This window comes from Pseudomonadota bacterium (genome assembly GCA_039028155.1).
Lineage (GTDB): Bacteria > Pseudomonadota > Alphaproteobacteria > SP197 > SP197 > JANQGO01.
The window spans coordinates 25,733-47,639 of record JBCCIS010000033.1 but is presented as its reverse complement, the minus strand read 5'-3'; the positions used below and the strand labels follow the sequence as shown (position 1 = coordinate 47,639).

Here is a 21,907-nt window from a genome sequence, read left to right as displayed (position 1 = left end):
CCATGAATGGCGGCGACGCATTGGTTGCTACGCTGGTCAGTCACGGCGTGGAGACGGTGTTTTGTGTGCCCGGCGAAAGCTACCTGGCGGTGCTGGAGGGCCTGCGGAAGAACGCCAACGCCATCCGCCTGGTCGTGAACCGCCACGAATCCGGCGCAAGCTTTGCGGCCAACGCCTATGCCAAGATCGGCCGGCGGCCCGGCTGCGCCTTTGTCCGCCGCGGCCCCGGCGCGACCAACGCCTCGATCGGCGTGCACACCGCTGACCAGGACTCGATCCCGCTGGTGCTCTTCATCGGCCAAGTGCCACGCAACGAATTCGACCACGAGTCCTTTCAAAAGATGGACTATCGCCAGGTCTTCGGGTCGATGACCAAGGCAGTCCTGGAACCGGCAGGGCCCGAGGATGTCGCGCAGGTCACCGCCCACGCGCTGGCGCTTGCCATGGCCGGCCGGCCCGGCCCCGTGATTGTCGTCCTGCCCGAGGACGTGACAGAGGCGGATGCCGGTGATGTCACCATCCCCGAACCCGCGCCCCGCGCCATTGCGGCCGCGCCGGCCGAGGTCCTGGACATGGCCGCGTCGATGATCGACGAGGCAGAACGTGTCCTGATCATCGCCGGGGAGATCGTCAAAGCCGAGGCGGCGACCGCCAAACTCGCCGCCTTGGCGACGGCGTCCGGCGCGGCGGTGGTGACGGCGTTCCGCTGCCAGGACGCCATCAATAACGACCACCCGGCCTTTGTCGGTCTGTTCGGTTTGGGCCGCCCGCAGCATCTGAAGCGGGCCTGGGACGAAGCGGACCTGGTCATCGTCGCGGGCAGCCGCATGGATGCGGTCACGTCCGATGACTACCGTCTGCTCCATACCGGCAAACCCATGATCCACATTCACCCCGACGCCGATGTCCTCGCGAATACGGGCGCCGGCCTGCAGATCGCCGCCGATGTCGGATCGGTCCTCCAGGGCCTTGCCAGCCGCGTGACGACACCCGACGAAGCGCGCGTTCTCTGGCAGGAAGGCTTGCGGGTCAATTTCGAGGGTTTCCAAGTCAGTTCGCCCAAAGCCTTGGGTGCTGTCGATATGGCCGATGTCATGCGCCACATCGAAAAGCGCCTGGCCGATACCGATCACGTGCTGACCAACGACGCCGGCAACTTCGCGACCTGGCTGCACCGTTACGTGCGCCATCGTTTTCCCGACAGTCAAGCCGGCCCCATGGCCGGCGCCATGGGCTATGGCGTGCCGGCGGCGGTCGGCGCGCAGCTTGCCAAGCCGCATGCCAAGGTCGTCGCCTTTGCCGGCGACGGCGGCTTCCTGATGACCGGCCAGGAGATCGCGACGGCCGTTCAGTACGACCTCCCCGTCATCGTGATCGTCGTCGATAACGCGACCTACGGCACCATCAAGATGCACCAGCACCGCTATGCGGGCGCAGGCAACTATGAGGGTGTCGACATGGTAAGCCCCGACTTCGCGGCCCTGGGCAAAGGGTATGGCGCGGCGGTGTGGACCGTGCGCACGACGGCCGAGTTCGGTCCGGCCTTCGGTGCCGCCGTCGAACACAACGGTGCCTGCCTGATCCACGTCCTCACCGATATCCGTGATATCTCCGCATCCGGCCCGCTTGTGGAATAGGTCAATCCGCGCGCACGCGGTATCGGCGCCAGCCCGCTCCCCCTCCCGGCCCCCCCGAGGATGCTGCCATGGGTGGCCGGGAGGAGAGCGGGCTGGTGGTGTCGACGAGACACACACCTCGCCGTTGCGTGACCAGCTGTCACATGCCTGCGCGCAAGAGCGTGGTAGACTATCCTGGTAATCCGTCGGGCCTCCGGCTGCGAACAGCAACAAAGACGCGTGGATAGAAACCGGCAGACATGGGCGACAGCGATCGCGACAACCTGACCGCCCGGACCGTGGGCTCGATGGCCGACATCGACCCGGCGGCATGGGACGCGTGTGCCGGCGATACCAACCCTTTCGTCAGCCACGGTTTTCTGTCGGCACTTGAAGACAGCGGCTCGGCGACGCGAGAGACAGGCTGGATGCCGAGCCACGTTGTCGTCGAAAACGCCGAGAACCAACTGGTCGCCGCCGCGCCCGCCTATATCAAATCTCATTCCCAGGGCGAGTTCGTCTTTGATTACGGTTGGGCCAACGCGTTTGAGCGCGCCGGCGGCCAGTACTATCCCAAGCTGCTGGTCGCCGTGCCGTTTTCACCGGTTCCCGGCCCGCGCCTGTTGGCGGGCGATGGCCCTGGCGCGCCAGCCCTGCGCCGCGTGCTTGCGTTGGCGCTTGCACAGATCGCAATTCAGGCCAACCTGTCCTCCGTTCACGTCAACTTCACGACTTCAGACGAATGGGAGACCATGGGCGACCTGGGTTACCTCCAGCGCACCGGCGTCCAGTTCCACTGGGAGAACCAGGACTACACCTGTTTCGACGATTTTCTGGGCGCGCTTTCGTCACGCAAACGCAAAGCGATCCGCAAGGAGCGGCGCGCGATCGAAGAAAGCGATATCGAACTGGAGGTCGTGTGCGGGTCGGCCATTCGCGACGAGCAGTGGGATGCCTTCTTCGGCTTCTATATGGATACCGGCAACCGCAAATGGGGCACGCCCTATTTAACGCGCAGCTTCTTCGACACCCTGACCGAACGGCTTGGCGACAAGGTCATCCTGTTCCTTTATCGGCGCCAGGGCCGATTGATCGCCGGCGCCCTCAACCTGGCTGGCGCCGACACGCTCTATGGCCGCTACTGGGGCTGTATCGAAGACCATCGCTTCCTGCATTTCGAAGCCTGCTACTACCAAGCTGTCGACTTCGCCATCGCCCACGGCCTCCAGCGCGTCGAGGCCGGCGCCCAGGGCGAGCACAAGATCCAGCGCGGCTACCTACCGGTGCGCACCTACTCCGCCCACTGGATCACGCACGAAGGCCTGCGCGACGCGGTCGCGCGTTTCCTGAAGGAGGAAACCCGGCACGTCGACTGGGAAGTCGAGGCAATTCTTCGCGAGTACTCGCCGTTTCGTAAGGGCGACAGCGCCTGACGAAGCCGCGGGCTTAGCCCTTCACCAGCTCCTTGCCGGAATCGCCGCCTTTGCGATCGCTGCGCTTGGAGTTCTTGGTCTTGCCCTTCAGGAAGTCCTGGGTGACCAGCTCGAAGTCGAGCTTGTCCGTCGACGAGTCGACGACGACGCGCACGCGACCACCGCCTTGCAGGTCGCCGAACAGCAACTCGTCAGCCAACGGCTTCTTGACATGCTCCTGGATCACGCGCGCCAGCGGACGGGCACCGAAGCGTTCGTCATAGCCGTGCTTGCCGAGCCAGGCACGCGCCTCCTCGGTCAACTCGATGGTGACGCCGCGATCGGCGAGTTGCGCTTCCAGTTCGCCGACGAACTTGTCCACGACATGACCGATGGTATCCGGGCTCAGCGGATCGAAGCGGATGACCGCGTCGAGCCGATTTCGGAACTCCGGCGTGAAGAGTTTCTCGATCGCCTCTTCGTCCTCGCCTTCGCGGCGCGTGCGGCCAAAACCGATCGGCGGCTTCGCCATGTCGGCGGCACCGGCATTGGTGGTCATGATCAAGACGACGTTGCGGAAATCGATCTTCTTGCCGTTGTGATCGGTCAGCTTGCCGTAGTCCATGATCTGCAGGAGGACATTGAAAAGGTCGGGATGGGCCTTCTCGACCTCGTCCAGCAGCAGGACGACGTGGGGGTTCTGGTCGACCGCGTCGGTCAGGAGACCGCCCTGGTCAAAGCCGACATAGCCCGGAGGCGCACCGATCAGGCGCGAGACCGTGTGGCGCTCCATGTATTCCGACATGTCGAAACGGACAAGTTCGACGCCGGAGATATGGGCCAGCTGGCGCGCGACCTCGGTCTTGCCGACGCCCGTCGGACCGGCGAAGAGATAACTGCCGATCGGCTTCTCAGGCTCACGCAAACCGGCGCGCGACAGCTTGATGGCGTCGGCCAGTGAGTTGATCGCGGAATCCTGTCCGAACACGACCTTCTTGAGGTCTTCCGACAGGTTCGCCAACGAAGCCTTATCCTGGCGCGACACGTTCTTCGGTGGGACCCGGGCCATGCGCGCGATGACGTTCTCGACCTCACGCACGCCGATCGTCTTGCGCCGCTTGTTGGCGGGCACCAACATCTGGGCCGCGCCCACCTCGTCCATGACGTCGATCGCCTTGTCGGGCAGCTTGCGGTCGTGGAGATACTTGTCCGCCAGCTCGACGGCCGCCTTGATGGCGTCCTGGGTATAGCGGATCTGGTGAAACTCCTCGTAATAGGGTTTCAGGCCCTTGAGGATCTTGATTGCGTCGGGGACGCTGGGCTCCACTACATCGATCTTCTGGAAGCGGCGCGCCAGCGCGCGGTCCTTTTCGAAGTAGTTCCGGTATTCCTTGTAGGTCGTCGAGCCCATGCAGCGCAGCGTGCCCGACTGCAGTGCCGGCTTCAGCATGTTCGACGCGTCCATCGCGCCGCCCGACGTCGCGCCGGCGCCGATCACCGTGTGGATCTCATCGATGAACATGATGGCGTTGGGGTCGGCCTCAAGTTCGCTCACCACGGCCTTCAGACGCTCCTCGAAGTCGCCGCGGTAACGTGTGCCGGCGAGCAACGCGCCCATGTCGAGCGCATAGATGATGGCGTCCTTCAGGACCTCTGGCACATCCTCCTCGACGATGCGCTTGGCCAGGCCCTCGGCGATTGCAGTTTTGCCGACGCCTGGGTCGCCAACATAGAGCGGGTTGTTTTTGGTGCGCCGGCACAAGACCTGGATCGTGCGCTCGACCTCCATCTCACGACCGACCAACGGATCGATGCGGCCGCTTCGGGCCTTTTCATTCAGGTTGACGCAATAGGCGTCCAGCGCCTCCGCGCCCTGCTTGACCTGCTCTTCATCGTCCTCGGCGCCGCGCACGGTCTTCGGCTCGGACTGGCCGGGCACCTTGGCGACGCCGTGACTGATGTAGCTGACCGCGTCCAGACGCGTCATGTCGTGCTGCTGCAGGAAGTAGACAGCGTGGCTCTCGCGTTCGGAGAACAAGGCAACCAGAACATTGGCGCCGGTGACCTCATCGCGGCCCGACGACTGGACATGCATGGCGGCGCGGTGCAGCGCGCGCTGGAAACCGGCCGTCGGTTTCGCTTCGACAAAACCATCAACGACCAGCCCCTGCAGGTCGTTGTCGACGAAGTCTTCGACCTCCTCGCGCAGCGCTTTGACGTCCACGTTGCACGCTTTCATGACGGCGATCGCGTCGTCGTCATCAAGCAGCGCCAGGAGCAGATGCTCCAGCGTGGCGTACTCGTGCTGGCGTTCGTTCGCCAGGGCCAGGGCGGCGCGTAGTGTCTTTTCCAGGTTCGCCGACAACATAGACGGCCTACTCCTTTTCCAGCGTCGCTTGCAGAGGATGCTCGTTCTGTCGCGCGTAGTCTATGACTTGGGTCACTTTGGTCTCGGCGACGTCAAACGGATAGACGCCGCAGATACCGACGCCACGTTGGTGCACATGCAGCATGATCTGCACGGCGTCATCATGGTTCTTGTGAAAGAACTTTTGCAGAACATGCACGACAAATTCCATGGGCGTGTAGTCATCGTTCAGCAGGATGACCTTGTACATGGACGGTTTTTTGGTCTTTTGCCGCGTCTTGGTGACAACGCCCGTTTCCGGGCGATCGTCGTCGCGTCTGTTGTCGTCCGCCATCAGATGGATTGGGTACCGTTCCAGATTTTTCGTCGCGTCATGCCGTCGCGTCAGAGCGACAGGCTCATGATATTGGGTGTTGATGTCAAATTGGAAAGGGTTGACGGGGGACAAAAAAGGCCCGGAACGTTGCCGTTCCGGGCCTTTTGAACGTCCTCGCACCTGAAAACTAGGCGGCGGTCTTGGAGACCTCTTCGACGGTCTTGTTGACGCGCTGGGCCAGCGGCTGAGCCGCATCAGTCGCCATCTTCATCCACATGCCGGAGATCGCGGCGCTCTCGCTCATGGCGCGCTCAGCAGCCTTGCGGACAAAGCCCGACTGGATCTCAACGGCTTCCTGGAAGGTCTTGGCGCCGAACAGAGCTTTCTGCGCGGCAAGGCCGTCCTCAAGGTTCGATTTCGCCAGGTCGATCACCCGGCCGTTGCACTCTTCAACGCCGCGCGCGAAGACCGAACCGGCCTCGACAACGGCCTCGAAGTTGGCCTTGGGGTAGTCAGCAACCTGCTCGAAACCCTGAACATTGGAGCTCGCCTTGGACGCCGCATCAACGGCCTCGCGGCCCATGCTAACCAGGGTCTCGTAACCCTTCTTGCAGGCCTCGGTGTTGGCCTTGATCACGGTTTCGGCGACTTTTGTACCCGCGTCGACCGCGGTATCGAACTCAGGCATTGCCTGTTTGCTCTTTGCAGTAGCCATGTCGATCCCTCCTCTGGAATACGCTGGAATGCTCTAGAATCTATTATGCTGCACTGCAGCATTACCGGCTATATGAGGAGGATTATGCCGCTCGTCAATGTCATTTTTGTTGCAGTGCACAAAAAAATTCATGAAGGTTGTATCAAATCCAGTTTGCAACCAATAAGTTGTCTGTGACGTCGATCCGATAGAAAAGGGCGCTGGGTTCATCCCTGTCTTGCTGCGGATTACCGGTTCCCAGCGAGTTCAGCGGCGGAAGGTCAAGGGCTCTGGGGACCGGCAGGGGTCGCTGAATTGGATCGAAACTGGCAAGCAACTGGGCAAACGCGATCCGGTCGAACTGGTCCTTGGGATAGGCCTGGACCATAAAGACCCCGTCGATACAGGCCGACCCGACCCAGAAGTAATCGTCGGAGCGCAGCATGAGGCCATTGGGCGGTGGCCCATAGAATCCGCTGGCATCCAGCGCCGCGACAATCGCGCGCGTCCCCTCAGGGTCAATATAGGCGTCACCCTCGCCCGCAGGGTCGACGGCACCCAGGAAGCTGCCGCTGCGCAGGGTGATGGTGTCGGTGCCTCGCCACAGACGTGTTGTCATCTGCGTCGCCCCCTGATCGACCGCCGTTAGATCGAACGTGCGGGTCTCCTCGGTAAAAATGGCGTTATAAATCAACCGGATACGTGCAGGTGACCCGGGCGTGCACTGTTCTTGAATGTCGTTGCCCTGGACGTAGCTGAGCCAACGGAAACGGAAGTTGAAGGTGTCGTCCGCCGGTCCCTGGGCGGGACAGCCGGCCAACAACAGCGCCGAACACAGTACCAGCCATCTCATCCGTATCGATCCTTTAAGCCGTAGAGCACATAGGCGCCGCGCAGATACCAAAGGCGCAGAGCGGCCACCGGAAACTTTGAAAGCGGCTGGCGCACAACTGCGCTCAACCAGCGCTCGGCCGGTTCGTTGCCGGCGATCATGCGGGCCAGCGCCTGGCCACTATAGGTCGCCCAGGCGACACCGCCGCCATGATAGGCCATACCATGCCAGACCGTGGGATCGTCGCCGAGCTGGCCGATATGCGGCACCCGATCTGCGGCCAGGCAGACAAAGCCGCGCCAGAAATAGTCAATCTCCGCCTCCCGCCATTCAGGCCACATGGTGTGCAACTGCCGGATCAGCCACCGCCGATAGCGCTCGGTCGAGGCTGGCGTGTTCCGGGTCGCCGCCCGCGCGCCCAGCAGGAACCGGTTGTCCGGCAACAGGCGGAAGTAGAACAGCAGGTTCCTGGTATCCCAAACCGGACACGGCGTCCTCCAACCATGGGCTTCAAGTTCATCCGTCCGCAGCGGACGGGTGACGATGATGTTGGACAAAGCCGGCAGCATTGTGCCGGCGAAGCCGGGATGAAGTCGGTCGCGCGTGAAACCATTGGTCGCGACGATGACCTGACGGGCGCGCAACGAGCCGCCCTTGGTGATCAATCGATGCTCGCCGCCGTCGCGCTGCCACGACGTTACCTCCGAGCCGCCGTGAAACCCGACGCCATGGCGAATGCAAGCCCGTGCCAGACCGCGCGCGAACTTCATCGGATGCAGCGCAAAGCCGGCATGGGTGAACAACCCACCATGGGCATGCGGACCTGTGTAGCCGCGTTCGGCCATCGCCTCGCGCGACCAGACCTCGACGTCGACGCCCAGGATATCGCGCCACGTGGCGGCCCAATCGGCCATGCCGTTCATCTGCGAGGCCTTGTGAGCGACGCCCAGTTCACCGTCACCGCAAGCCTCGTAGTCGATCGACTCCGTTTCGCCGAGCTCGCGGACCAGGTCGATGGCGGCGAGCCCATTGCGGTAGTAGCACCGCGTCTCCTCCTCACCGAAACGGGCGATCATGGCCGACATGCCGAGCTTGCTGCTTGACGGGCCGACAAAACCGCCATTGCGGCCCGATGCGCCCCAGCCCGGCGGACCGGCCTCGAGGATGCGCACGTCGACGCCATAGTCGCGCGCCAGGTGCAGCGCCGCCGACATGCCCGTGTAACCGCCACCGATGATCGCGACATCGCACCGTTCATCGCCGGATAGCGGCGACCAACCGTCGACTTCCGGACCAGCGGTCGCAGCCCAGAAGCTGTCGACATGGCCATCGGCGTCGTAAATCGAAGGATGATAGAGATCTGTCATGGCAAGGCGCCGCGCATCATAGACGCAGGGCCTTGATCGGCAAACTCAAGGCCTCACACGGAGATGTTTAGGCGCGATTATCCCGCCGATCGCCGCTAATCTCGCACATGTCGGACAACAAAATGCAGATAGGAAAGCCGATGGTGATCCGCCTTGCCTGCCGTTGCGGCCATTCTCTTGCCATGGCAGCAGTCGTTTGCTTGGCCTTGATGAGCGCGAGCGCCCACGACCTCGAAACTCAGGGTCAACAGCCGCCCCAACCGCGCAAACACACGGTGACACAGAGCGACGGTGTCCTGAACGTTAATCCCGCCGACGTACTTCTGCCCTATCCCAACGACGTCACGATCATGGTGGAAGGCGCCAAACGCGTCATCACGGCCAACGGCATTCCCGAGCACCCCGTCGGTCCGTTCCCCACGCGCGGCAACCCCAATGCGATTGAGCCACAGGCCTACCGATACGAGGTGCCAGCTGAGCCAGCGCTAGCCATCGGCATCACATCCGCGGGCCTGCATAACTTCGGCATCGCGGTCAATGGCGTACCGTTCGATCCCCATGCCGCCGAGTGGTACCTAGGTGAGCGCGGCTCACGTTGGCAATACGCGGTTCTGTCGGGCGCGATCTCTCTGGGCCTCGATGCGAACTATGCGCACGTGCAGCCCAACGGCGCCTATCACTATCATCTGTGGCCGACCGAGCTTCTCTTTGACCTCGGCGCCACCGCAAACTCGCACTCGCCTTTGATAGGCTGGGCCGCCGACGGCTTTCCCATCTATGCGCTCTATGGCTATGTCGATCCGATGGATCCCGGCTCCGGCATTGTCCAACTCACCTCAAGCTACAGGCTGCGCCCGGGAAATCGCCCCACGGGTAGCGGTCAACCCGGCGGCACCTATGACGGCACCTTTCTGGCCGACTATGCGCATGTCGAGGGTGCGGGCGATCTCGATGAATGCAATGGCCGGACCGGTGTGACGCCTGAGTTCCCCGACGGCACCTATGCCTACTTCCTGTCGGCGAACTGGCCGGTCGTGCCGCGTTGCTATCGAGGCGCACCGGATCCGAGCTTCGTGCACGAGCGTGGCCCGGGCCGTTGAAGCCAGTTGATGACGCGCCGTTGACGGCCCGGCGCCCCGTCGCCTAAACCGACAACCGCGCGATCGCCCCAACGCGTTCGGGCCGATCTACAACGACCCCGATGAGCAAGCCGATTCAGCTCTACCTCGTGGCGCAGCAGTGAAAATGACTTGAGATAAGAATCTGGAGACCGCCATGACCGATCCTTTTAACTTCGACGCTCCGGTGCCGCTGGCCTTTGGAGTCAACCGGCTCGACAAGCTTGGCCGTGACATTGAGAAGATGGCGGGCGCTGAAACCATCGTGGTTCTGGTCAGCGATCCCGGCGTCGCGTCAGCAGGCTTGGTAGACCAGACAAGCGCCGCGATCGAAGGCGGCGGCCACAGCGTGAAGACGTTTACCGACATTCGAAGTGATCCGCTCGCCAGTTCCGTCGATGCCGTGGTCGCGTTGGCGCGGCAGTCCGGAGCGCGTTGTGTGGTTGGCTTAGGCGGCGGGTCCAGTCTGGACGTCGCCAAGGTGGCCGCAGCACTCGCGGTATCCGGCGATGCCGTCGAGACCTATGCCTTGGGCGTGCAGCCGGTGCCGCGCGACGGCCTGCCGAAGATCGCGATACCGACCACGGCCGGTACGGGTTCGGAGGTGACACGGACATCTGTGTTCAGCACAGCAGACCGCAAGCTCTGGGCCTGGGGCAATCCCCTGCGCTTCAATCTCGCCCTGCTCGATCCGGCCTTGACGGTCGGATTGCCGCCGGCGCTGACGGCCGCGACCGGCGTTGATGCGTCGGTCCATGCCATCGAGGCGGCGACCACGCGCCGCCGCAATCCTGTCTCGACCGCGCTCGCCTTAGGCGCCGTGCGCCAACTGAAGACGTGGCTGAAACGGGCCGTCGACGAGCCGGAGGACCTTGAGGCGCGTGGCCATGTTTTGATCGCCGCGACAACCGCCGGAATAGCCTTCGACGTCACCGGGGTCGGCATCGCCCACGCGATTGGCCACGCAATCGGAGAGCTGGCCGGCGTCCATCATGGCCGCGCGGTCGGCCTGGCGCTCAACGCGACGATGGCCGGCGCTGCGGAGACCGTGCCGGATGCCTATGCGGAGGTCGCCGGTGCGCTCGGCGCACCGGTCCAGGGACTGGGCATAGAGGAGGCGGCCGCCCTGGCGGCGCCCACCTATGAGGCCTGGCTGCGTGAGGTCGGCCTTCGCCTGTCGCTCGACGATCACAAGCTCAGCCCCGATGACGCCGAGGCGATCGCGGCGCTTTGCTTTGCCGATGAAAACAAGGTCATGCTGACGAGCGACAGTGTGACCTACACGCAGGATACGCTGCGCGACGCCGCCGCACGCATGATCGCGGCCGCCTAGAGCGGATCTGCTCTAAAGGTCAGACAGTCAGTTCTTAGAGGCCGAAGCGTACGACCGCGCAAGGCAGGTTGCGCGACATCAGGATCTGGCAGCCTTCACGCGCCTGATCTTCGGACAGGCCGACAAAGCGCGCGCGGTAAAACTCGCCCGCTTCGGTCTCCGAGGACGTCACAACAGCCGCCACCTCGCCCATAACATCGCGCAAATGGAACTCTGCCGTGTCGATGGCCTGGTAGGCATTCTCGAACTGTGAGTACGCGCCGACCTGCATCGCCCACGGCGTCTCCTCGGCGCTGCCCTGCGCCGTCGTCAGCAGCGGGGTTTCGCTGCCATCGATCGCGCGGGCGATGTTGTCGATGGAAAACGCGCCAGCCAGCATAGTCTCGCGTGTCGGATGGGCCTTGGGATAGGGCACGCCACCGGCGCTAAACTCGGTGACCGCCATCGGCGTCGCCGGCAAGGTGGCCGCTGGCACCTGGGCAGCATCCGCGCTGGCCACCATGATCGGCTGTTCGCGCAGTGGGTGGCCGTCGGGCAACGGCACTTCGAGATCAAGCCGCGCGGCGATCACGTAACCCTCGCCGATCAATTGCTTCATGCGTTCGTCGCGCCAGATGCGCGACTTGCCGCCCATGATGATGGCAACGATACGCCGGTCATCGCGCATCGCCGAAGCCGCGAGGTTCCAGCCCGCGGCCCGCGTGTAACCGGTCTTCAGACCGTCGACGCCGTCGACCACGCCAAGCAGCTTGTTGTGGTTGCCGTAGGTCTGGCCGTTATAGGTGAAACTCGTGGTGCTGAAGAGATCGTAGTACTGCGGAAAGTCATCCTGCAGCCGCATTGCCAGCGTCGCCATGTCGCGCGCCGTCGATACCATGGACTCATCAGGCAGGCCCGACGCGTTGCCGAACTGGGTGCGCGTCATGCCAAGGTCGCGGGCCTTGTCGGTCATGTCCTGCGCGAACTGCCACTCGGTGCCCGACATGCCTTCAGCCACCACCGTCGCGACATCGTTAGCCGACTTGGTCATCAACGCCATCACAGCGTTTCTGACGGTGATCGTGGAACCGCTGCTCAGACCCAGCTTCGACGGCGGCTGCTGGCTGGCACGCGACGACACCGTCCACTCGGTATCCATGGTGATCTCGCCCTGCTCGATGGCGTCAAACACCATGTAGATCGTCATCATCTTGGTCAGCGAGGCCGGGTACTTCTGCGTATCGGCGCCGCGCTCATAGAGCACGGTCCCGTTCGTCGTGTCGATTACGATCGCCGTGTAACCGGCCTGCGCAACCTGTGCGGCGCTAAAGGCTGCGACCAGCACAACGACACCCAATAGTGCCGCGCGGCAACGCCGCATAACGGTTGCATGGAAGAAAGAGACTTGCCCTTGAATTGCCATGATGAGCCGGATCTGCCCCAATTGGATAGGTGTAAGACTAACCCAGATTGGCTAGAACTGTCCACGCTTCTGTTTAACGAAACATCGAATCTGATTGATTCTAAACACCGAATCCGACGTGACCGTCATCACTTTGTCGCCATTTCGTCAGACTTGTCCACAATCTGTGGCTCCACCGACACAGCGACGCGCCCGGCTTCAGGCCATCGATCGAGGAGCGAGTGGGCCTTTTGATAGGCATGGCCGGCGGCCATGACCCGCGCGTCGTCGCCCCGCGCACCAACGATCTGAAGCCCTACGGGAAGGCCGCTTTCCGTGAAGCCGCAGGGCACGGTCAAGGCCGGCTGGCGCGTCATGTTGAAGGGGTAGGTAAAGGGCGTCCACGTGAACCAACGCTCATGCGGCCAGCCACTCGGCACCTCCAACCCCGACTCAAACGCCGGCAGCGGCAATGTGGGCGTCAGCAGTAGATCATAGCGCTCGTGAAAGGCGGCCATATGCGCGCCCAGTTCGTTGCGCGCCCTGTCGGCGACCAGCCAATCCATGGCGGAGATCGACTCCCCCTCCTCCGCGATTGTCGATAGGCCGAAATCCAGAAAGCGCCGGCGCGCCCGGCTCTCGGTGCGAATGGCCTGGGCCGCGGCAGCGTACCACAAGGTCCGAAAGCTCTCGGCCGGATTGTCAAAGCCCGGCGACACCGTCTCGACCGTCGCGCCGAGTTCCTCGAAACGTCGCGCCGCCTCTTCCGTCAGGCGGGCGATTTCCGGATCGACACGGACAAAACCGAGATCCGGGCTCCACGCAATGCGAAGCCCGGTGACATCGTGGTCCAACGCGGTGACATAGTCGGTCCCGTCATCGCGCAGCGACCAGGCATCGCGACTGTCCGGTTTGCCGATGACGTTCAGCATGATCGCGGCATCTTCGACGGTGCGCGCCATCGGGCCAACATGGGACAGCAAACCGAAAGCGCTGGGTGGCCAGATCGGCACGCGCCCAAAGGTCGGCTTCATGCCGACGATGCCCGAAAAGCCGGCCGGAATGCGCACGGAGCCACCGCCATCGGTGCCGAACCCCAGCGGTCCCATGCCACAGGCAACCGCCGCGGCCGCGCCGCCGCTGGAACCGCCCGGCGTCATCCGGATGTTCCAGGGGTTGCGGGTGACGCCATAGAGCGGGCAGTCGGTGACCCCCTTCCACCCCATCTCCGGCGTCGTCGTCATGCCTAAGAACACCGCGCCGGCTTCGCGCATGCGCTGGACGGACGGTGAGTCCGTGTCCCATGCCTGCTTGGCATCGACGGTTTTGGATCCCAACCGGGTCGGCCAGCCTTTCAGGCGCAGCACGTCCTTGACGCTGACCGGAACGCCGTCGACGGGACCGAGCGGCTCGCCCTTGTTCCACCGCTCCTCAGATGCTTGCGCCATCGCACGCACGGTCTCGTCGTCGCGATGGCAGAACGCGTTCAGGTTGCCATCGATATCATCGATCCGAGCGAGAACAGCGTCGGCGACCTCGACGGGAGAGAACTGCTTGGCGCGATAGCCATCTGCGAGCGCGGCGGCGCTGAAGCGGGTCAGATCATCACTCATGGCGGCAACCTATCGCCTGGCGGCGCGAAGACAAGCGCCGAACCATTTCATGGCCCCTGCCCTCAATCGAAAGCCGCCTCGGCCTGCATGGCAAGCCCGCCGTCCTCGCCGGCGACCCACAACTCGGCCTCGCCGTCGCCGGCCGGGCGACCGCACAGTGTCAGGGGCCGCCCGACAAAGAGCGGCGCGACGGCGCGGTAGCGAAACCGGCGAATGGCGGCGCCCGGACAACTCTCGGCAAGATGACCCAGCAGCAACAAGGCGAGCAGCGGCCCATGGACGAGCAGGTCGGGATAGCCTTCGACGTCTCGGACATAATCGGCGTCATAGTGAATGCGATGACTGTTGAACGTCAGCGCCGAAAACCGGAACAGCAACATGTGGCTCGGCGTCAGCTCACGCCGCCAAACAGCCTCGCCGGGTGGTTCACGCCTGGGCGGCATTTCGCCGTGGCCCGCCGCCTCGCGCATCACGATATCGCGGCGCTCCTCGACAGCCAGACCGCCGCTGTCGCAGAGAGCGTAGTGCACCTTCAGGACGACGAAGCGGCCGCTGCGGCCTTGCTTCTCATCGACAGATTCAAGGCACGCCTCGCTGGTCGCCAGGTCACCCAGACGCAAGGGACGATGAAAGATCAATTCGCCACCGCCCCACATGCGACGGGGCAATCCGGTATCCGGCAGGAAGCCACCAGGCACCGAGCGGCCGTCCGCGCCGACCAAGCCGGTGGCGGGCGCATCAAGGAAATAGATCCAATGCCAACCCGGCGGCAACGCGCCAGCCGCCAGCCCAGGTGATGGTTCAAGGTCCAGCGTGGCCGCCAGCATCTCTGCCTGCCGTGGCACCAGGTGATCGGACACTGTCCGGCGCCGACCAACCGCCGCTTGGATATCATCGCTCATACGAGTCTCTTTCGCGCCCGTTCGGACCGTTCCCATAACACATTCTCATTGCTGGATTGGGACCACGGTCCATCGGCGGCGGTCGGTCAGAGCTCGGGCAGGCTGACGCCGCTCGGCGTGACGGTGGCGACCAGATCGGCCTTGATCTTCTCAAGTGTCGCATCGTCGCCGGCCTCACAGCGGGCAACCAGGACCGGCTGGGTGTTCGAGGCGCGCAGCAGCCACCAGCCACCGTCAATGGCAACCCGCACGCCGTCGACATCGTTGACGTCCGCCTTGCGCGACTTCAGCCGCTCGCGCACTTCCTCGATGACATCAAATTTACGGGTGTCGTCACAGTCGAACCGCATCTCCGGCGTGTTGACCGTTGCCGGCAGGGCCTGGCGCAACTCAACTACCGACTTGCCGGAGCGGTGGATTGCGTTCAACAGGCGCACGGCGGCATAGAGCGCGTCGTCGAAACCATAGTAACCGTCAGCGAAAAAGATGTGACCGCTCATCTCGCCCGCCAACGGACTGCCGACCTCTTTCATCTTCTGTTTGATCAGTGAATGGCCGGTGCGCCACATCAGCGGTTCGCCGCCCAGCCGCGCGATCTCGTCGAACAGAACCTGGCTCGCCTTGACGTCGGCAATGATCGTCGCGCCGGGATGACGCTGCAGGACGTCGGCCGACAGGATCGCCATCAACTGATCGCCCCACAGGATATGGCCCTCGCCGTCGATGACGCCAATGCGGTCGCCGTCGCCGTCGAACGCGATGCCGAGATCGCAGTCGCCCTCGGCGACCGCCGCGCGCAAGTCGGCGAGGTTCTCGACCACCGTGGGGTCAGGATGATGGTTGGGAAACGTGCCGTCGATATCGGCATAGAGAACCGTGTGATCGCCGGGCATCTGGGCGACGAGCTGGCTCAGGATCTCACCGGCCGCGCCGTTGCCTGCGTCCCACGCGACCTTGAGCGACAGGTCGGGCACGAGATCGCGCGCCAAACGATCGACATAGGAGCGCGCAAGCGGCCGCTCGCTTATGGTGCCCGGTGCGTCATCCGGCACTTCCGCCGCGTCGCCGGCCATGCGGCCGAGTTCGAGGATCTGGTCGCCGTGGAACGGCCCCTTCCCCAACATCAGCTTCATGCCGTTGTAATCGGGCGGGTTATGCGATCCCGTCACCATGATGCCGCCCTGGGCATCAAAGGCATGGACCGCGTAGTACAACATCGGAGTCGGTCCCAGACCGATGCGCAAGACATCGACGCCGCCGGTCGACAAACCCTCGACCAGCGCGCTCTCAAGGTCCGGTGAACTCAAGCGGCCGTCATAACCGACAACGACAAGGGGACGGCCATCACGCTTGGGCGCATCGCGCCGCACGATCGCGGCGAAGGCGCGCCCCAGGGCAGCGACGTCACGGGGGTTGAGCGTGTCGCCGACGACACCGCGGATGTCGTAGGCGCGAAGGATCGAGGGGTGAACCACGGCGCAGTCCTAGTGGGCCGTCACGGCATCATCGACGTGGCCCAAGCCGACACCGACGTAACGGAAGCCGGCCGCGCGCATCTCGTCGGGCTGGTAAATGTTGCGCAGGTCGATCACGAGCGGCGTACGCATCGCCTCGCGCAGGCCACCGAGGTCGAGCAGCCGAAACTCGTTCCACTCGGTCACGATGACCAGCGCGTCGGCCTCGGCAACCGCTTCATCAACGCTGTCGCAGAACACGGCGCCGGGCAGCATCGGCTTGGCCTCGCCCATGCCTTTGGGATCGTACACCTTGACCGTCGCGCCGCCCTCGATGAGCTGCGGCACGATGACCAGGCTGGGTGACTCCCGCATGTCGTCGGTGTTCGGTTTGAACGTCAGCCCCAGAACCGCGATCGATTTGCCGGCGAGGTCGCCGACCGCTTGGCTCACCTTGTCGGCCATGGCGCGCTTGCGCCGATCGTTGGCGTCGACAACGGCCTCCACGATGGTAACCGGCGACTGGTACTGTTGCGCCGTCTTGACCAGCGCCAGGGTGTCCTTGGGAAAACAGCTGCCGCCGTAACCAGGACCGGGATGCAGGAATTTCGGTCCGATGCGGCCATCAAGACCGATACCCCTTGCGATGTCGTTGACGTTGGCGCCGGTCTTCTCGCACAGGTCGGCCATCTGGTTGATGAACGTGATCTTGGTCGCCAGAAAACTGTTGGTCGCGTACTTGATCAGCTCCGACGTCTCCAGGCTTGTGAACAGCATCGGCGTTTCGTGCAGATAGAGCGGGCGGTAGAGCACGGACATCAACTCACGCGCCCTCTCCGACACCGTGCCGACGACAACACGGTCGGGCCGCATGAAGTCTTCGATCGCCGACCCCTCGCGCAGAAACTCCGGATTCGACGCGACGTCGAAGTCGGCGTCGGGTCGGCGCTCGCCAATGATCTCCTCGACCTTGCGTCCGGTTCCCACCGGTACCGTCGACTTGGTCACGACAACCGTATAGCCCGTCATCGCATCGGCGATTTGCTCAGCGGCGGCAAACACGTACTGCAGATCGGCGTGACCGTCGCCGCGACGGGTCGGCGTGCCGACGGCGATGAAAACCGCATCGGCCTCGCCGACGGCGGCCGCCAGATCGGTCGAAAAGTGCAAGCGCTCGGCCTGAACGTTGCGCGCGACCAGATCGTCAAGACCGGGCTCATAGATCGGTATGCCGCCGTTTGTCAGCGTCGCGATCTTCTCAGCGTCGCTGTCGACGCAGGTGACATCGATACCGAACTCCGAGAAACACGCGCCAGAGACCAGGCCGACATAGCCTGTCCCGATCATCGCAATCTTCATCGTTCCCCAACCCGCATTATGAAGTCGTGTCTTCTTTCAGGAATTTGTCCAAAGCAGGGCCGATATCGGCATCGGCCAGGCCGAAGGCGATGTTCGCCTGGATAAATCCGAGTTTCGAGCCACAGTCAAAACGGCGCCCGGAGAAACGCAGTCCGTGGAACGGCGCGTTACCGATCATCTTCGCCATGGCGTCGGTCAACTGAATCTCGTTGCCGGCCTTCGGCTCCTGGGTCGCCAGGTGATCCATGATCTCGGGCAACAAGACGTAACGCCCGATGATCGAGAGGTTTGACGGCGCGTCGGCCGGATCCGGCTTCTCAACGAGGCCGCGAACATCGACCAGGCGCCCATCATCGTCGCCGATGTCCAGAATGCCGTATCGATTGGTCTGATCGCGCGGCACTTCTTCGACCGCCACGACGTTGCCACCGGTCTCGGCATGCACCTCCAGGAGCTCGCCGATACAGGGCTGGTCCGACAGCACGAGGTCGTCGCACAGGAAGACGGCGAACGGCTCGTCGCCGACCGCGTGCCGGGCGCACCAGACCGCGTGACCCAGACCAAGCGGCGCCTGCTGGCGCACCGAAACCACATTGCCGGCCGGCGGCACAAGCGCACGCGAGCGCTCCAGTCCCTCTTCCTTGCCGCGCGTCTCGAGTGTCCAGTCCAGTTCGAATGCACGATCGAAATGGTCTTCCAGGACACCTTTGCCCCGACCGTTGACCAGGATGAACTCTTCGATGCCGGCCGCCGCCGCCTCTTCCACCGCGTGATGGATCAGCGGTTTGTCGACAACGGTCAGCATTTCCTTGGGCATGACCTTGGTGGCGGGAAGAAAACGGGTGCCGAGACCCGCCACGGGGAAGACAGCACGGCGCACACGATGATCAGTCACAGAACTCCACCAGACAGCATGTGTTACGCTCGCAACGGCGGATACACCACAAGGCCCTGAAATGCCAGTGAGATATCCGCAACAAATGGGTGGAGGCCGCCTCGGGCGCCCTATTCTCCCAGCAGCGTATCGCGGGCCAGATTAATCTGGCGCGCCAGCCATGGCGATCCGCCCTTGTCGGGATGATTGGCCGCCATCAGCTTGCGGTGGGCCTCACGCACAGTCTCGGCGTCCGCATCGGGCGAAACGCCAAGGATTTCGGCCGCTTCTTCACGCGACATACCACCGGTCGAGGCCGCCTGGTCGCCGCCGCCGTGGGCGGCATCGCGCCAAGTATCGGCGTGAATGCTGCGGTCAAGCCACGCGGCCAATAGCCGTGCACCATCGGTATCTCGGTCCTGCAACTCGCGCAATAGCGACAACAGCTCCGGCAACCCCAGCGTGTCAATACGCCGTCCCGCGAAGTCACCTCTAAGCACCTCGCCAATCATGTCGCCGCTATCGTGATCCAGCACCATGCGCAGGTAAGGGCTTTCGACCTCAGACGCCTGCCCCGGCGTTTGTTGCCCGTTCAAGGATGACAGGCCGGAAAACGCGTTCTGCAACATCGACGCCATGCCGTGCCAGCGAATTGCGACTGCCAAAAGCACGGGCACCAAAGAGACGGCAAGCCCATATCGGCCTGTCACCAGGAGTACGATGATCAACGCCATCGCTAGGAAGCCGATGGTCAGTTTGACGACCCGCATCAGGGTCGACGATTTGGCATTCAGGGCGGAGGCAATAATGGCCCAGGCCAGAACCACCAGCCCGGCGCCAAGTAGTAGCCAAGTCATGACTTGCCGGCGCTGTCGTGCGTCAGACGAAGTTGTTCGGCAATCCGGCGCGCCTCCACATTGCCCTTACCATGCTGCTCCAGGGCCAGCTGCCCGCCAGCCGCAAACACAGCAATCGCAGAGAGCAGCGCGCGTAGTTGTTCGCCACTGGTGGCGTCCAACCGGCAATAGGCACCCTTGGAGAGGCGCGCGATCTGACGGAACGCGTTCTCGGCGATCGGCTCGGACCCTTCATGAAAGATGAAGACTGGTACGCCTCTCAGACCCAGTTCGCCAGCCTTGTTGCAGAGATCGTCGACATGTTCTTCAACACAATCACCGACAAAGACCAGCGCCTGGATTGGCTGCTTGGCGTTTTCGCGCAATGCGTGGGTCAGCACGCGGCCGATCTGGGTCATGCCGCCCAGACAACTGACGCTCGTCATCTTGCGGCGCAACGTTGCGGCGTCGGAAGTCCAAGGGCTCGCCCGGCATTCCATAAAACCGCGATAGAACACCAGTTGCACATCAAGGCCGCCATGCTCTTCGGCGGCATGGAAGAGCTCACTTTGATAACGGCAGGCGCGGTCCCATGACGGCTGGCGGCTGGCCGTGGCGTCCATCGCGAACACCAGCCGGCCGCGCGCGCCCAAAGGGGCCTTGCGCGGCGTTGCCGCCACCTTGGTCAAGAACGTGTCAACGTCGCCTGAGGAGGTCGCCGTCGGCAATTTATCGCGTCGTTCACCCATCTAGATTTAGATGGTGATGCCACACGATAACGCAATCAAGTGATTGCTTTACTACCTCTGCTGGCGGCGCCAGCGATCGATCGTGTGTTGCATGAAATCGTCGTAGTCGTAGTCATGCTGCCAGCTCTCCGAAAACGCCGCGTTGCCGCTGCGCGGGCGGTGTTCTGCGGCGAGATTTTCGAAGCGGACCCGCATGGGTACCGATATGGCGTCACCGACGATGACCGCCTCCTGGGTCCTGAGCGCCGGCAGCACGCTAAGCAATCCCTGGGACGTCTCGGGCAGGACCTTGGCCACGAAGTTTTGATCGCGATCGTTGCTCATGCGGAACGCGATGATGGTGCCGCACTGGCTGATGATGCTGTCGGAAAGCTCTGACGGCCGCTGGCTTATTAACCCCAGGGAAACACCGTACTTGCGGCCTTCCTTGGCAATCCGCGAAATCGACTGCTTCGTCGGACCGAAGCCCGCGTTGTCGCGGGCGGGGACATAGCGGTGCGCCTCCTCGCAGACCAGCAGGATCGGGACGGTCTGCGGATGGGCGCTCCACAGGCTGAACTCGAAGATTGTCCGGCACATGGTCGACACGACGACATCGACGATCTCTGACGGCACGCCTGACAGATCCATGATACTGATCGGCTTGCCGTCGACCGGCATGCGCAACAGACGGCCCAGGACCTCCGACAGATTGTCGGTGACGATGCGGCTGGAGAACATAAAGGCGTAGCGGCGGTCGTTGCTGACGCTTTCCATGCGCGCCAAGAGGCGTTGGAACGGACCGACGCTTTCGGCTCGGTTGTACTGGCCCATCGCGTTGTCGATGATGCGCTTCAACTCGCCAAGCCGATACGGCACCGGCGTATCGATCGTGATGTAGGACGTATCCTCGCCCTCGGCCTGGAACATCTTCTTGGCCTCGACCAGGGCGTCTTTCAGGATACCCATCTGCGCTTGGCGCTCGGCCCCGTCGCCGGTGCACATGATCTCGGCCGTCTCTTCGAAATTGAGCAGCCAATAGGGCAAATAAAGGTTCGTCGTGTTGATGACCTCCGCCCATTCGCTGAAGGCATCCGCATACTCGTTGTGCGGGTCCAAGAGAATGACGTGGCCGTTCTGGTTGCTCTCCAGAACCTTGCGCAAAAGCAGCGCCACCGTGCAGGACTTGCCCGACCCGGTCGACCCCAGCACGACAAAGTGCTTGCCCATCAGATCGTCGGTCATCAGGTGGGCGCCGATGGACTGGTCCTGATAGAACGTGCCGACCTGAACATCCGGTTTGTCGGAGCGGGCGTAAACGCGTCCCAAATCCTCCGACACCGCGACGCAGATTTCCTCACCCAGCGAGGGATAGATCGAGACGCCTCGTTCAAAGTTACCGGTCGCCGCACCGGTGTCGTCGAACATGATCTCGCCCATCAGGCCGACTTCGACGGCGCCGCGGCCCGAGCCCGTCGCGTCGGAGTTACGCAAGCCGTTGATAATGCCGTAAACGGTGGATTCCGGCGTCTGCATCTTGACCAGCGCACCGATGCGCACCTGCGCCGCTGCCGCACCGTCGGTGTCATCTATGCTGCCAGTGACTTGTGATCCCGCGATACTCGAGACGTATCCAAGCCGCGCCCCACTGCTGTCCATACTGGTTCTCCTGCCTCGAACCGCTACCCCGGTTCGCTGCCATAC

The 21,907-nt window shown here is 63.3% G+C and carries 18 protein-coding genes; 4 read left to right on the top strand and 14 right to left on the bottom strand.

The annotated features are described in order from the left end of the window. The first annotated feature begins 2 nt into the window (after positions 1-2). A complete protein-coding gene (locus tag AAF563_16850; protein ID MEM7122951.1) occupies positions 3-1,637 on the top strand; it encodes a thiamine pyrophosphate-dependent enzyme in 1,635 nt (544 codons plus the stop codon). A gap of 239 nt (positions 1,638-1,876) precedes the next feature. Then, positions 1,877-3,049 carry a GNAT family N-acetyltransferase gene (locus AAF563_16845; GenBank protein MEM7122950.1) on the top strand — a complete coding sequence of 391 codons (1,173 nt, stop codon included), beginning with the start codon at positions 1,877-1,879 and terminating at the stop codon, positions 3,047-3,049. A gap of 13 nt (positions 3,050-3,062) precedes the next feature. Here the strand turns inward: AAF563_16845 and clpA are convergent, their stop codons facing one another. The 5 genes from clpA to AAF563_16820 form a co-directional block, all read right to left on the bottom strand. Next, positions 3,063-5,396: an ATP-dependent Clp protease ATP-binding subunit ClpA gene (gene clpA / locus AAF563_16840; protein MEM7122949.1), complete on the bottom strand. Its 2,334-nt coding sequence runs from the start codon at positions 5,394-5,396 to the stop codon at positions 3,063-3,065. A gap of 7 nt (positions 5,397-5,403) precedes the next feature. Further along, the gene (gene clpS / locus AAF563_16835; protein ID MEM7122948.1) at positions 5,404-5,730 is read right to left on the bottom strand and encodes an ATP-dependent Clp protease adapter ClpS; all 327 of its coding nucleotides are present in this window, start codon (positions 5,728-5,730) and stop codon (positions 5,404-5,406) included. Positions 5,731-5,899: 169 nt separating this feature from the next. Then, complete coding sequence (locus AAF563_16830; GenBank protein ID MEM7122947.1) at positions 5,900-6,427, bottom strand: phasin family protein; 528 nt, start codon at positions 6,425-6,427, stop codon at positions 5,900-5,902. 142 nt (positions 6,428-6,569) lie between these two features. Continuing rightward, positions 6,570-7,259: a hypothetical protein gene (locus AAF563_16825; protein MEM7122946.1), complete on the bottom strand. Its 690-nt coding sequence runs from the start codon at positions 7,257-7,259 to the stop codon at positions 6,570-6,572. Next, positions 7,256-8,605: an FAD-dependent oxidoreductase gene (locus AAF563_16820; GenBank protein ID MEM7122945.1), complete on the bottom strand. Its 1,350-nt coding sequence runs from the start codon at positions 8,603-8,605 to the stop codon at positions 7,256-7,258. The genes AAF563_16825 and AAF563_16820 overlap by 4 nt, the downstream gene beginning before the upstream one ends. 275 nt (positions 8,606-8,880) lie before the next feature. Here AAF563_16820 and AAF563_16815 point away from each other — a divergent pair, with 275 nt between their 5' ends. Beyond that, positions 8,881-9,705, top strand: coding sequence for a YHYH protein (locus tag AAF563_16815; GenBank protein ID MEM7122944.1), 825 nt, complete (start codon positions 8,881-8,883; stop codon positions 9,703-9,705). A gap of 175 nt (positions 9,706-9,880) precedes the next feature. Next, positions 9,881-11,056, top strand: coding sequence for an iron-containing alcohol dehydrogenase (locus tag AAF563_16810; protein ID MEM7122943.1), 1,176 nt, complete (start codon positions 9,881-9,883; stop codon positions 11,054-11,056). A 34-nt stretch (positions 11,057-11,090) separates the two neighbouring features. On the opposite strand, the gene AAF563_16805 is transcribed toward AAF563_16810, so the two are convergent. The 9 genes from AAF563_16805 to AAF563_16765 form a co-directional block, all read right to left on the bottom strand. Next, the gene (locus AAF563_16805) at positions 11,091-12,416 is read right to left on the bottom strand and encodes a D-alanyl-D-alanine carboxypeptidase family protein (protein ID MEM7122942.1); all 1,326 of its coding nucleotides are present in this window, start codon (positions 12,414-12,416) and stop codon (positions 11,091-11,093) included. A gap of 170 nt (positions 12,417-12,586) precedes the next feature. Then, positions 12,587-14,050, bottom strand: a complete 1,464-nt coding sequence (locus AAF563_16800) for an amidase (GenBank protein MEM7122941.1) — start codon at positions 14,048-14,050, stop codon at positions 12,587-12,589. A 62-nt stretch (positions 14,051-14,112) separates the two neighbouring features. Further along, the gene (locus tag AAF563_16795; GenBank protein MEM7122940.1) at positions 14,113-14,952 is read right to left on the bottom strand and encodes a MaoC family dehydratase N-terminal domain-containing protein; all 840 of its coding nucleotides are present in this window, start codon (positions 14,950-14,952) and stop codon (positions 14,113-14,115) included. Positions 14,953-15,038: 86 nt separating this feature from the next. Continuing rightward, positions 15,039-16,427, bottom strand: coding sequence for a phosphomannomutase/phosphoglucomutase (locus AAF563_16790; protein MEM7122939.1), 1,389 nt, complete (start codon positions 16,425-16,427; stop codon positions 15,039-15,041). 9 nt (positions 16,428-16,436) lie between these two features. Beyond that, entirely contained in the window at positions 16,437-17,765 is a 1,329-nt protein-coding gene (locus AAF563_16785) for a UDP-glucose/GDP-mannose dehydrogenase family protein (protein MEM7122938.1), read from the bottom strand. 16 nt (positions 17,766-17,781) lie between these two features. Next, the gene (locus AAF563_16780; GenBank protein ID MEM7122937.1) at positions 17,782-18,660 is read right to left on the bottom strand and encodes a UTP--glucose-1-phosphate uridylyltransferase; all 879 of its coding nucleotides are present in this window, start codon (positions 18,658-18,660) and stop codon (positions 17,782-17,784) included. A gap of 110 nt (positions 18,661-18,770) precedes the next feature. Continuing rightward, positions 18,771-19,496, bottom strand: coding sequence for a molecular chaperone DnaJ (locus AAF563_16775; protein MEM7122936.1), 726 nt, complete (start codon positions 19,494-19,496; stop codon positions 18,771-18,773). After that, entirely contained in the window at positions 19,493-20,224 is a 732-nt protein-coding gene (locus AAF563_16770) for a VWA domain-containing protein (GenBank protein ID MEM7122935.1), read from the bottom strand. Before AAF563_16770 ends, AAF563_16775 begins: the two co-directional genes overlap by 4 nt. A 51-nt stretch (positions 20,225-20,275) precedes the next feature. Continuing rightward, a complete protein-coding gene (locus AAF563_16765; protein ID MEM7122934.1) occupies positions 20,276-21,862 on the bottom strand; it encodes a DUF87 domain-containing protein in 1,587 nt (528 codons plus the stop codon). Between the last annotated feature and the right edge of the window lie 45 nt (positions 21,863-21,907).

Coding starts and splice junctions, on each gene's coding strand:
- AAF563_16785 (MEM7122938.1), bottom strand. CDS start 17,765: ATGAAGATTGCGATGATCGGGACAGGCTATGTCGGCCTGGTCTCTGGC.
- AAF563_16770 (MEM7122935.1), bottom strand. CDS start 20,224: ATGGGTGAACGACGCGATAAATTGCCGACGGCGACCTCCTCAGGCGAC.
- AAF563_16775 (MEM7122936.1), bottom strand. CDS start 19,496: ATGACTTGGCTACTACTTGGCGCCGGGCTGGTGGTTCTGGCCTGGGCC.
- AAF563_16795 (MEM7122940.1), bottom strand. CDS start 14,952: ATGAGCGATGATATCCAAGCGGCGGTTGGTCGGCGCCGGACAGTGTCC.
- AAF563_16830 (MEM7122947.1), bottom strand. CDS start 6,427: ATGGCTACTGCAAAGAGCAAACAGGCAATGCCTGAGTTCGATACCGCG.
- AAF563_16805 (MEM7122942.1), bottom strand. CDS start 12,416: ATGCGGCGTTGCCGCGCGGCACTATTGGGTGTCGTTGTGCTGGTCGCA.
- AAF563_16845 (MEM7122950.1), top strand. CDS start 1,877: ATGGGCGACAGCGATCGCGACAACCTGACCGCCCGGACCGTGGGCTCG.
- AAF563_16765 (MEM7122934.1), bottom strand. CDS start 21,862: ATGGACAGCAGTGGGGCGCGGCTTGGATACGTCTCGAGTATCGCGGGA.
- AAF563_16820 (MEM7122945.1), bottom strand. CDS start 8,605: ATGACAGATCTCTATCATCCTTCGATTTACGACGCCGATGGCCATGTC.
- AAF563_16800 (MEM7122941.1), bottom strand. CDS start 14,050: ATGAGTGATGATCTGACCCGCTTCAGCGCCGCCGCGCTCGCAGATGGC.
- AAF563_16810 (MEM7122943.1), top strand. CDS start 9,881: ATGACCGATCCTTTTAACTTCGACGCTCCGGTGCCGCTGGCCTTTGGA.
- clpA (MEM7122949.1), bottom strand. CDS start 5,396: ATGTTGTCGGCGAACCTGGAAAAGACACTACGCGCCGCCCTGGCCCTG.
- AAF563_16850 (MEM7122951.1), top strand. CDS start 3: ATGAATGGCGGCGACGCATTGGTTGCTACGCTGGTCAGTCACGGCGTG.
- AAF563_16825 (MEM7122946.1), bottom strand. CDS start 7,259: ATGAGATGGCTGGTACTGTGTTCGGCGCTGTTGTTGGCCGGCTGTCCC.
- clpS (MEM7122948.1), bottom strand. CDS start 5,730: ATGGCGGACGACAACAGACGCGACGACGATCGCCCGGAAACGGGCGTT.